At 63.4% G+C, this 10,609-nt stretch carries 8 protein-coding genes; 6 read left to right on the top strand and 2 right to left on the bottom strand.

Annotation, left to right across the window (positions count from 1 at the left end):
• The first annotated feature begins 144 nt into the window (after positions 1-144).
• Positions 145-876 (top strand): CVNH domain-containing protein, encoded by a 732-nt coding sequence (locus LDL37_RS10670; protein ID WP_290797872.1) that lies wholly within the window; start codon positions 145-147, stop codon positions 874-876.
• Between the two features lie 38 nt (positions 877-914).
• On the opposite strand, the gene LDL37_RS10675 is transcribed toward LDL37_RS10670, so the two are convergent.
• Both LDL37_RS10675 and LDL37_RS10680 read right to left on the bottom strand, forming a co-directional pair.
• Entirely contained in the window at positions 915-1,310 is a 396-nt protein-coding gene (locus LDL37_RS10675) for a DUF805 domain-containing protein (protein WP_290797875.1), read from the bottom strand.
• Between the two features lie 188 nt (positions 1,311-1,498).
• Positions 1,499-2,710 (bottom strand): nitrate/nitrite transporter, encoded by a 1,212-nt coding sequence (locus tag LDL37_RS10680; RefSeq protein ID WP_290797878.1) that lies wholly within the window; start codon positions 2,708-2,710, stop codon positions 1,499-1,501.
• Positions 2,711-3,015: 305 nt separating this feature from the next.
• Here LDL37_RS10680 and LDL37_RS10685 point away from each other — a divergent pair, with 305 nt between their 5' ends.
• From LDL37_RS10685 to LDL37_RS10705, 5 genes are all read left to right on the top strand, one after another.
• On the top strand, positions 3,016-3,609 hold the full coding sequence (locus tag LDL37_RS10685) for an ANTAR domain-containing protein (protein WP_013480066.1): 594 nt from the start codon (positions 3,016-3,018) through the stop codon (positions 3,607-3,609).
• Positions 3,603-4,748 (top strand): ABC transporter substrate-binding protein, encoded by a 1,146-nt coding sequence (locus tag LDL37_RS10690; RefSeq protein WP_290797883.1) that lies wholly within the window; start codon positions 3,603-3,605, stop codon positions 4,746-4,748. Before LDL37_RS10685 ends, LDL37_RS10690 begins: the two co-directional genes overlap by 7 nt.
• 243 nt (positions 4,749-4,991) lie before the next feature.
• Complete coding sequence (gene nirB / locus LDL37_RS10695) at positions 4,992-7,478, top strand: nitrite reductase large subunit NirB (RefSeq protein WP_290797886.1); 2,487 nt, start codon at positions 4,992-4,994, stop codon at positions 7,476-7,478.
• Positions 7,475-7,822, top strand: a complete 348-nt coding sequence (gene nirD / locus LDL37_RS10700; RefSeq protein ID WP_290797890.1) for a nitrite reductase small subunit NirD — start codon at positions 7,475-7,477, stop codon at positions 7,820-7,822. The genes nirB and nirD overlap by 4 nt, the downstream gene beginning before the upstream one ends.
• Before the next feature lie 35 nt (positions 7,823-7,857).
• Positions 7,858-10,518: a nitrate reductase gene (locus LDL37_RS10705; protein WP_290797892.1), complete on the top strand. Its 2,661-nt coding sequence runs from the start codon at positions 7,858-7,860 to the stop codon at positions 10,516-10,518.
• Positions 10,519-10,609: the final 91 nt, after the last annotated feature.

Raw genomic sequence — 10,609 nt, forward strand, 5'->3', positions numbered from 1 at the left:
CCGCCGTGCTGGCGGAACAGGCGAAAACCCAGACGTCTGTGTCGGTTGCGGCCTGATCGGACGCGGGCAGGTAGAAGGCCTGCCCGTTCAGCTACGGTTCAGGAACTGAGGTGCTTGATGGGCTCACAACACGGAGAAAACCCCATGCGCCGCCTGATTTCCCTTTTCGCCCTTACCCTGATTTGCGGCCTGTCCGCCGGGGCCGCCTCGGCTCAGGACAGTTATGGTGGTGGTCGTTGGCAGGATCGTGACGATGACCGTCGCTGGGGCGGTCTGCCGTCCGGCTCTTATCGCGAAAGCTGCCGGGACATTGAGTTGCGCGGGGATGTGCTGTCGGCGCGCTGCCGCGCCAAAAGCGGCTATTATAACTATAGCACCCTGTCCTTGCGCGATTGCCGCGGCGGGTCTGTCGAAAATGACCGGGGTAACCTGCGCTGTGAAGGCGGTCGCTACGGTGGTGACCGGGGGGGCAGTTGGGGCGGTGGTGGTGGCTGGAACGACAGCCGTCTGCCAGAGGGTAACTATTTGCAAACCTGTCGCGATATCCGGGTGGAGGGTGACCGCCTGACGGCGCGCTGCCGGATGCGCGAAGGCGGCTATAACTACACGGATGTACGCCTGCGTGAATGCCGCGGCGGGCGCGTTGAAAACCTCAATGGCACCCTGCAATGCGAAGGTGCCGGCTATAGCGGCGGGCGTCTGCCGGCCGGCAATTATCGCGATACCTGCCGTGATATCTCGCTACAGGGCGACCGTCTGACGGCGCGCTGCCGCGACAAATGGGGCGATTACCGCCTGACGGCCCTGTCGTTAAGCGATTGCAATGGCGGACAGGTCGAAAACAGCAATGGCAATCTGGTTTGCCGCGGCTGGTAAAAGAAAAGAGGCCGGGCGCCGGACCCGGCCTCTCGCCTTTACTGGAAGGTTTCCGCGATTTGCGCGACGGTCGGCCCGCCGCCGTACTTGTTGGGGCCCTCAGTGCCTTTCAGGCAATAGAAGACCAACAGGACAATGCCGCCGATCAGCGGCACCAGGCTGATCAGCAGCCACCAGGCGCTGCGGTTGGTGTCATGCAGACGGCGAAAGCTAAGAGCAAGGCTGGGCAGGAACAGGCCCAGCGATATCAGCAATTGCAAGGTGGAAAAAATACCAAAGCTGCCGTTTGCACGTTCTGAAATGCCCAACGCGGCCGGAACCAGAATGACGATGAACTGAAACAACGCAAACCACCAGAATTCAGACCGCGTGGCGCGCCCCGAAAACGTGGCGTAGTTTTTCAGACCGCTTTTTACCGCTTCGACAAAGCCCATGTGTTGCCCCTTGTAAACAGACGCCCCTGTGACGCTAGGTAAGACTATAAGGGCAGGTGCGCGGGTGTGGAAAGCCCGAAAATGTTGAACAGGTGTCGCCGGTCAGGTTCGGGCGGGCCAAGGTCCGTCAGGCATTGCGTCTGGCGGTGATCCGCCGCCCCCTCGAGGATCACCGCCTGCATCATCACCTATATCCGTACATTCTCAAGTGCCCCGCCCCAGGTGGTGCGCCAGCGGCGCTTGATCAGGGTCAGGCCGCCGAAGGCGATCAGGGCCAGCGCCGCAAAGCCAATCAGGCCCGGCTGATAGGACCCCAGAGCCTGTTTTGACAGGCCCAGACTGGTGGCCAGATAGAAGCCGCCGATGCCGCCAAACATGCCGACAAGGCCGGTCATCACGCCGATTTCGGCGCGAAAGCGCTGCGGCACCAGTTGAAACACCGCGCCGTTGGCCATGCCCAGCGCCCCCATACCGATGATCAGGAACAACAGGGCGGTGAATTCGGTCGGCAGGCGGAAGCTGATGATGATGAGGGCAATGGCCGCGACCACGTACATAATCGACAGGGTGCGGATGCCGCCGATGCGGTCGGCAACGCTGCCCCCCACCGGCCGGAACAGCGAACCGGCAAAGACGCAAGCCGCGGTAAAAAAGCCGGCCTTGACCGGATCGAGGCCGTATTCAGCGTTAAAATAGATGTTGAGCGAGGAGCTGAGGCCCACAAAGCCGCCAAAGGACACGCCGTAGAACAACAGGAACCACCACGCATCCTGTTGTTTGAGGACGCCAAAATACTGATCCAGACGCTTGGGGGCGGGCGGATTGGGCGCATCCTTGGCAAACAGCATATAAAAGATAAAGGCTGCGATCAGCGGCAGGGCCGCCAGACCGAAGACCGTGCTCCAGCCAAAGGCCTTGGCCAGCGACGGCGCAAACAGCGAGGCGAACACCGTGCCGGAATTACCCGCACCGGCAATGCCCAGGGCCACGCCCTGATACTGCGGCGGATACCAGCGGGATGCCAGGGGCAAGGCGACCGCAAACGACGCCCCGGCGACGCCCAGCACGCCGGCCAGCATCAGCACACCGGCATAGGAGTCGATTTTCAGCACAAAGGCCGCCAGCAACCCGCCAATGACGATGGCCTGAGCGATCGCCCCCGTCGTCTTGGGGCCAATACGATCGACCATCACACCTGCCACCAGCCGCAGCAAGGCCCCGGTCAGGATGGGCACGGCAACCATGAAGCCCTTTTGCGCCGGGGTGAGGCCCAGATCGCTGGCGATCTGCACGCCCAGAGCGCCCAGCAGCACCCAGACCATGAAGCTCATGTCGAAATAGAGAAAGGCCGAGACCAGCGTAGGCGCGTGTCCGGCTTTGAGGAAGTCTTTGGAAATCATGGATAAACCTGCGGCGTCGATCCGGGCAGTGCAAAGGCCGCCGCGGCAATGGGGAGACTTTTTCGGGCGAAGACGACGGTCCGGTTCATTCCGGAGGCTGACCGCCGTTGGCCAGTTCCCCAATCGCTGGCCAAAGGCTAAGTCACTCAGGCAGACCCTGTCAAGGCGCGATTTTGCGTTGCGGGAAAGGTCAAAATTTTTCGCTTGCGCCCGGCGGCAGGTTGGCATTAGCCGTAGGAGCAGAATCGACGCCCCGCAGCGCGGTGGGGTGTACCCGATACCCTCTCCCTGCCGGATAATTCCCCGTGAATGTGCTGATCATCGATCCCGACGACGCGCGTGCGGCCCTTGTGGCCGAGGGTTTGCGGCTGGACGACAGCCTGCATGGCGCGACCCTGCACATCTGGCCGCGCTTTGAACTGGCCCGCCTTAGCGAGATCAACCCGGACATGGTCATCATCGCCTGCGAAAGCCCGGATCGCGATACGCTGGATGCGCTTCAGATCGCCCATGAACACGCGCCGCGCCCTGTGGCCATGTTTGTGGACCGTTCGGATGCCAATACGACGGCGCAGGCGCTGGAGGCCGGGGTGGCGGCCTATGTGGTGGACGGCTATGCGCCCAATCGCGTCGCCTCCATCCTGTCGGTGGCTGCGCATCGTTTCAACCTGATGCAGACCCTGCGCCATGACCTGTCGAAGGCGCGGGCCGATCTGGCGGCGCGCAAGACCATTGACCGCGCCAAGGGGGTGCTGATGACCTCACGCGGCATCGGCGAAGAGGAGGCCTATCGCCTGATGCGCAAGCACGCCATGGACTCAGGCCGCCCCATCGCGGCCATCGCCGAGGACATCCTCGCCATTTCCGACCTGCTGAAGAAGAGGGACGACGGATGCTGAGTGTACGTATCGGTTTCAGCCCGCTCAACGACGCCGCTCTGGTCGTGCTGGCCGAAGCGCTGGGCTTTTACAGCGCGGAAGGGCTGGATGTTTCGCTCAGCCGCGAAGCCAACTGGTCGAATATTCGGGACAAGCTGTCCTACGGCCTGCTGGATGGTGCGCATGTGCTGGCGACGCTGCCGCTGGCGCGCGGGCTGGGGCTTGGGCCCGCCATTGGGCACATCATCGCGCCCATGGCGCTGGGGGCCAATGGCAATTCGGTGGTCATTTCCTCCAAACTGAAAGAGGTGTTTGAAGGGCTGGGGGCCTCGACCCTGCTGGAGTCGGCGCGCGCCCTGCGGCTGGTGATCCAGCACCGGCGCGCCGTCAGCGAAGGCAAGGTGACCCTGGCCATTCCGTTCAACTATTCGCCGCACCATTTCGTGCTGCGTCACTGGCTGGCGGCCGGGGGGATCGACCCCGACCGGCAGGTGCAATGGGTGGTTCTGCCGCCGTCACGCATGGCCGATCACCTGCGCGACGGGGTGATTGACGGCTTCTGCTCCGGTTCCCCCTGGCCACAGATGGCGGAGTTGAATGGTGACGGCGTGGTGCTGTTCTCCGACCCGGCCTTCTGGACGCTGAAGCCCGAAAAGGTGCTGGCTCTGCGCGGTGTCTGGGCCGAAGAGCATCCTGAGGCGGCCGTGGCCCTGACGCGTGCCCTGTTGCGGGCCGGGCAGTGGGCGATTGATCCGGCCCATGCCGACGAACTGGCCCTGATCCTCAGCCGTGAGGCCTATGTGCGCGCGCCGCTGGAGGCTATTCAGGCGGCGCTGGCGCCCGGCGGGGCCGGTTTGATCCTTGATCCGCAGACGGCGACCTTCCCGTGGATCAGCCACGCCAAATGGTTCATCGGGCAGTTTGTGCGCTGGGGCCTGACGGAGGGGAGCCACGATTTCGACGCCATTGCGCGGCGGGTCTATCGCCCGGACCTGTGGCGGCAGGCGGCGGCCCCGCTCGGCCTGTCACTGCCTGTCGAGGATGAGAAGGACGAGGGCGGGGCCGATGCACCGTGGATGTTACCGGCCGCGCCCGATCCGGTCCTGATGCCGCCCAATACCCTGTTCGACGGGGGGGTGTTCCGGGTCAGACGGCCATAGGTTTTCGTGGCGGAATCCCAATCTCGCAGGCGCAAAAATCGCCGATTGACAGGGCGCGCGTCCTGTGGCCCAATAAAGCTACGGATCAAGGTCGATCCACGACATTTGCTCAGAAGCGCCAACGGCGGCGCGTTTGAGCCTTCATCGGACAAAGATGTCCCGCACTCCTGAAACGCTACGGCGTCAAAGGGGTGCGGGATTTTTTTTGGCTCAATTCCCACGCGCTCGCATTGGAGCAATCCCATGGCCTTTCATTCTGAGCCTGTGGCCAAACCCCGGATCGTCGTCATTGGCGCGGGCATGGCCGGTGGCCGTATCGTCGAAGAGATTCTCAAACGCGATGATCGTATGTTCGACATTTCGATCATCGGTGCCGAGTCTTGCGCCACCTACGACCGCATACAGCTCTCGCCGGTGCTGGCGGGCGAAAAGACGTTTGAACAGATCGTCACCCATTCGCAGGACTGGTACGACCTCAATGGCGTGAAGACGCATTTCGGATCTTGGGTGCAGGGCATTGACCGCGAAGCCCGGCGGGTGGTGCTGCATGACGGTCAGACGATCGCTTACGACTGTCTGATCCTCGCTACCGGTTCCGACCCGATCCGCCTGCCTCTGCCCGGCGCGGATTTGTCGGGCGTCGTGGCCTTCCGCGACCTGCACGATGTCGATCTGATGCAGAAGGCGGCGGAGGCAGGCGGCGAGGCAGTGGTCATCGGCGGCGGACTTTTGGGGTTGGAGGCCGCCTACGGTCTGGCCAAACGCGGCATGAAGGCCACGGTGATCCATCTGGTCGATGTGCTGATGGAGCGGCAACTCGATGCGGCCGCCGGACGGTTGCTGGAAAAGGCGCTGGCCGAACGCGGTGTGTCAGCCGTGCTGAACGCGCAGTCCGAGGCCATACTGGGCGAAACCCACGTAGAAGGGCTGAAACTCAAGGACGGGCGCGTGATTCCGGCCTCGCTGCTGGTCATGGCGGTGGGTATCCGCCCGCATGTGGAACCCGCCAAATCGGCCGGTCTGACGGTCGAGCGCGGCATCGTCGTCGATGACCAGATGCGCACCAGCGACCCCTTCATTTTTGCGGTCGGCGAATGCGTGCAGCACCGCGGGCAGTGCTACGGCCTTGTGGCGCCCATCTGGGACATGTGCCGCACGCTGGCCGATGTGCTGACCGGTAAGAACCCGCAGGCGGCCTATCTGGGCTCGGAACTGGCGACGCGGCTTAAGGTCTCCGGCGTCGATCTCTATTCGGCCGGGCAGTTCAACGGCGGCGACGGTTGCGAAGACATCGTGTTCCGTGACCCGGCGCGCGGCGTCTATAAGCGCATCGTCATCAAGAATGACCAGCTTGTGGGCGCGGTGCTGTTTGGTGAGGCGGCGGACGGCGGCTGGTATTTCGACCTGATCAAAAAGGGCGAAAGCATTGGTGAGATTCGTGACACCCTGATTTTCGGTCAGGCGGTGACGGAGGCGCTGGCCGGCGTGGACCCTAACGCCGCCGTTGCGGCATGGCCCGACGACACGGAAGTGTGCGGCTGCAACGGCGTGAGCAAGGGTACGGTGGTCGCGGCCATCAGCGGCGGCGCGGACACGCTGGATAAGGTACGCGGCTGCACCAAGGCGTCGGCGTCGTGCGGCTCGTGCACCGGCATTGTCGAACAGTTGCTGAAGGTCACTCTGGGCGATGCCTTCAAGGCGCAGACCGGCCCCAAGCCGATGTGCAAATGCACGCATCATGGCCACGCGGTCGTGCGTCAGGCGATCGTCGAGCAGGCGCTGAAGACCATCCCGGATGTCATGCAGGCGCTGAAATGGGAGACGCCGGATGGCTGTTCCTCGTGCCGCCCGGCGCTGAACTACTACCTCCTGTGTGCGTGGCCGCGTGAGTATCAGGACGATCCGCGTTCGCGCTTCGTCAATGAGCGTAACCACGCCAATATTCAAAAAGATGGCACCTATTCCGTCGTGCCGCGCATGTGGGGCGGCGTCACCTCGGCCAGGGAGTTGCGCGCCATTGCCGATGTCGTTGATAAGTTCAACCTGCCCATGGTCAAGGTGACGGGCGGGCAGCGCCTCGATATTTTCGGCGTCAAAAAAGAGGACCTACCCGCCGTCTGGGCCGATCTCAATGCCGCTGGCATGGTGTCGGGCCACGCCTATGCCAAGGCGCTGCGCACGGTGAAAACCTGCGTCGGGTCGGAATGGTGCCGCTTCGGGACGCAGGATTCGACGGGGCTGGGTATCCGGCTGGAGCAGGACACCTGGGGTTCCTGGATGCCGCACAAGTTCAAGATGGCGGTCTCAGGTTGCCCGCGCAACTGCGCCGAGGCGACGATCAAGGACTTCGGCGTCATCTGCGTCGATTCCGGCTATGAGCTGCACGTCGGTGGCAATGGCGGTATCCACCTGCGCGGGACGGACCTGTTGTGCAAGGTGGCGACCGAGGCCGAGGCCCGCGAATACTCGATGGCCTTTGTACAGTTCTACCGCGAAGACGCCTGGTATCTGGAGCGCACCGCGCCGTGGATCGAGCGTGTGGGCCTTGAGGCGATCAAGGCCAGACTGTTCGATGAAGAGGCCCGCAAGGCCCTGATGGCGCGCTTTCTGGAGTCACAGGCCGTGTTTCAGGTCGATCCGTGGGCGGAGCACGCCCCTCAGTCCGAACCAGCCAAGGTGTTTTCACCGCTGGCGGATCTGCGCAGCGAAAAGAAGGAGATAGCGCGATGAGCGGCGATCTGGCTTTGCAAACGCCACCGCTGACGTGGCTGGATGTCGGGGCGGCGGCGGAGGTGCCGTATCAGGGGGCCCGGCGGGTCGAGACGGACAAGGGGGCCATCGCCGTCTTTCGTACCGTGGATAATGACTATTACGCCGTGATGGACAAATGCCCGCACAAGGGCGGTCCTTTGTCCGAAGGCATCGTGCACGGTCGTCATATCGCCTGTCCGCTGCACAACTGGTCGTTCAGCCTCGAAACGGGTGAAGCCGTCGGGGCCGATGCGGGAAAGGGCTGTACGCCCACCGTGCCGCTGAAGATTGAAAACGCCCGGATTTTTCTCGGACTGCGTTAAACCCCTTTCCCTAAAGGGAGACGGGGAGAGGTTCAATGACCACCACCCAATCTACCACCTGTCCTTATTGCGGCGTCGGTTGCGGCGTCGAAGCGACGCTTGCTGGCCGTCAGATGACCGTGCGGGGCGATGGGGCGCATCCGGCCAATCAGGGGCGGCTCTGTTCCAAGGGCACGGCGCTCGGCAAGACCTTCGGACTGGAGGGGCGATTGCTCAGCCCGCGCCGTCGCACGCCACAGGGTTTTGTCGATACGACATGGGACGCGGCGCTTAGCGAGGTGGCCCGGCGTTTCCGCGACATCATCGCCGAACACGGGCCGGATGCCGTGGCCTTTTATGTCTCCGGTCAGTTGCTGACCGAAGACTATTACGCGGTCAACAAGCTGGCCAAGGGCTATATCGGTACGGCCAATATCGACACCAATTCGCGCCTGTGCATGAGTTCGGCGGTGGCCGCCCACAAACTGGCCTTCGGGGCCGATCTGGTGCCCGGGGTCTATGACGATCTGAGCGAAGCCGATCTGCTGGTCTTCAGCGGCCACAATGCCGCCTGGACGCACCCGGTCCTCTATCGTCGCATTGAGGCGCGTCAGGATCAGTTCCGCGTCTGCATCGACCCGCGCCGCACCGATACGGCCAAGGCGGCCAACCTGCATCTGATGATCCGCCCGCAGACGGATGTGCGCCTGTGGAATGGCCTGTGCGCGCATCTGATCGCGCGCGATGCGCTTGATCATGACTTTGTGGATCAGCATACGCAGGGCTTTTCGCGCCTGATGGCCGCGCTCGCCGCCGACGATCAGAGCCTTGAGGCCGTGGCCGCGGATTGTGGTATCTCGCCGGCCGATCTGAAGACGTTTTATGATGCCTTTCTGCACACGGATAAGGTGGTGAGCTTGTTTTCCATGGGCTCCAACCAGTCGTCGCAGGGCGTGCACAAGGGGCTGAGCCTGATCAATGCCCACCTCCTGTCGGGTAAGATCGGCAAGCCGGGGGCTGCGCCGTTTTCGATCACGGGGCAGCCCAATGCCATGGGGGGGCGCGAAGTGGGCGGGCTGGCCAATATGCTGGCCGCGCATATGGATTTCGATGACGCGTCGAGAGCCCTTGTGCAACGCTACTGGGGCTCGCCGACCCTTGCGCCCAAACCCGGCCTGAAGGCCGTCGATATGTTTGAGGCGGTGCGCACGGGCAAGATCAAGGCCATCTGGATCATGGCCACCAACCCCAAGGTGTCCATGCCCGACGCCAACCGCATCCACGAAGCCTTGTCGAAGTGCGAACTGGTGGTCGTGTCGGACGTTATGACGCGCACCGATACGATGGACATGGCCCATATCCAGCTCCCGGCAGCCGCCTGGGGCGAAAAGGACGGCACGGTGACCAATTCCGAGCGCGTCATCTCAAGGCAACGCGCTCTGACCGAGCTGCCGGGGCAGGTGCGCCCGGACTGGGCCATCATTGTCGAGGTGGCGCGGCGGATGAACCCGGATTGGGCGCAGGCCTTTGACTGGGCCGGGCCGGATGAGGTGTTTGCCGAGCACGCCGGGCTGACGGCCTTTGAAAACAACGGGCAGCGTTTTTTCGATCTGGGCGGCCTCTGTGGCATGTCAAAGGCGCAATACGACGCGCTGATGCCGGTGCGCTGGCCCTTTCCGGCCGATGGCCTGCCGGCGACGCGCCTGTTCGCCGATGGGCGTTTCAACACGCCGAATGGTCGGGCGCGGCTGGTGCCGCCGGTGGTGCGAGGCCCGGCTCAGCCGCCGACGCCGGACTTTCCGTTCAGTTTCAATTCGTGCCGCGTGCGTGACCACTGGCACACGATGACGCGCACGGCGCTGGCGCCGGAACTGAACCGCCATATCACCGAGCCGACGCTGGACATCCACCCGAAGGATGCGCGGCGGCTGGGGATAGGTGATGGACGGCTGGCGGTCGTGACGACGGCGCAGGGCGAGGCCATCTATAAGGCGCGGGTGACCGACGATGTGCGCGTCGGCAACCTGCACGCCCCGATGCACTGGACACAGCAGTTCGCGCCCTTTGGTCGCTCAAACCCGCTGATCAATCCGGCGGTCGATCCCGTGTCCGGGCAGCCGGAGTTCAAGCACACCCCGGCGCAGGTGCGGGCTTTCGGGGAGGTCTGGCATGGGTTTCTGATGGTGCCGCGCGATTTCGACGGCGCGCCGCCTGTGTTTCAGCCGGATACGGTCTGGCGTCGCACCGCCTATGCCCACGCCGATGGCTATGAGATGGCGGGCACGGGCGCGCCGGATAGCGCGGACTTTGACGCCACGGCGACGCTTGAGGACCCGACGAGCGGCATCCGGCGTCAGGTGCGCGTCGAAAACGACCGCCTGACGCGGGTATTGTTCATAGCACCGATCCACAAAAAACTGCCGCCGCGCGACTGGCTGCTAGAGTGCTTCGGAGAGCCGGAACTGAGCGCGCCACAGCGTGCGGCGCTGCTGATCGGGCGGATGCCGGGCGTGTCGGACAAGGGCCGCATAATCTGCGCCTGCAACAGTGTGGGCGAAAACGCCATCCTGGCCTGCATAGACGATGGCGCGGCTACGGTCGAAGCGATCGGCGACGCGACGCGCGCCGGCACGGCCTGCGGCTCGTGCAAGGGCGAACTGAAACAATGCCTGTTGCGCCACGCTGAGGGCTTAAAAAAGGAAACGGTGCAAGCCTGATACCAAGGGTCATTGAAAATGACTCTTGGTATTCCATTCGAGGATTTCTCATGTCACTGACACATATGAGAAATCCTCGTTTCTTCAACGG

It is taken from the genome of Asticcacaulis sp. (assembly GCF_020217185.1).
Classification (GTDB): domain Bacteria; phylum Pseudomonadota; class Alphaproteobacteria; order Caulobacterales; family Caulobacteraceae; genus Asticcacaulis.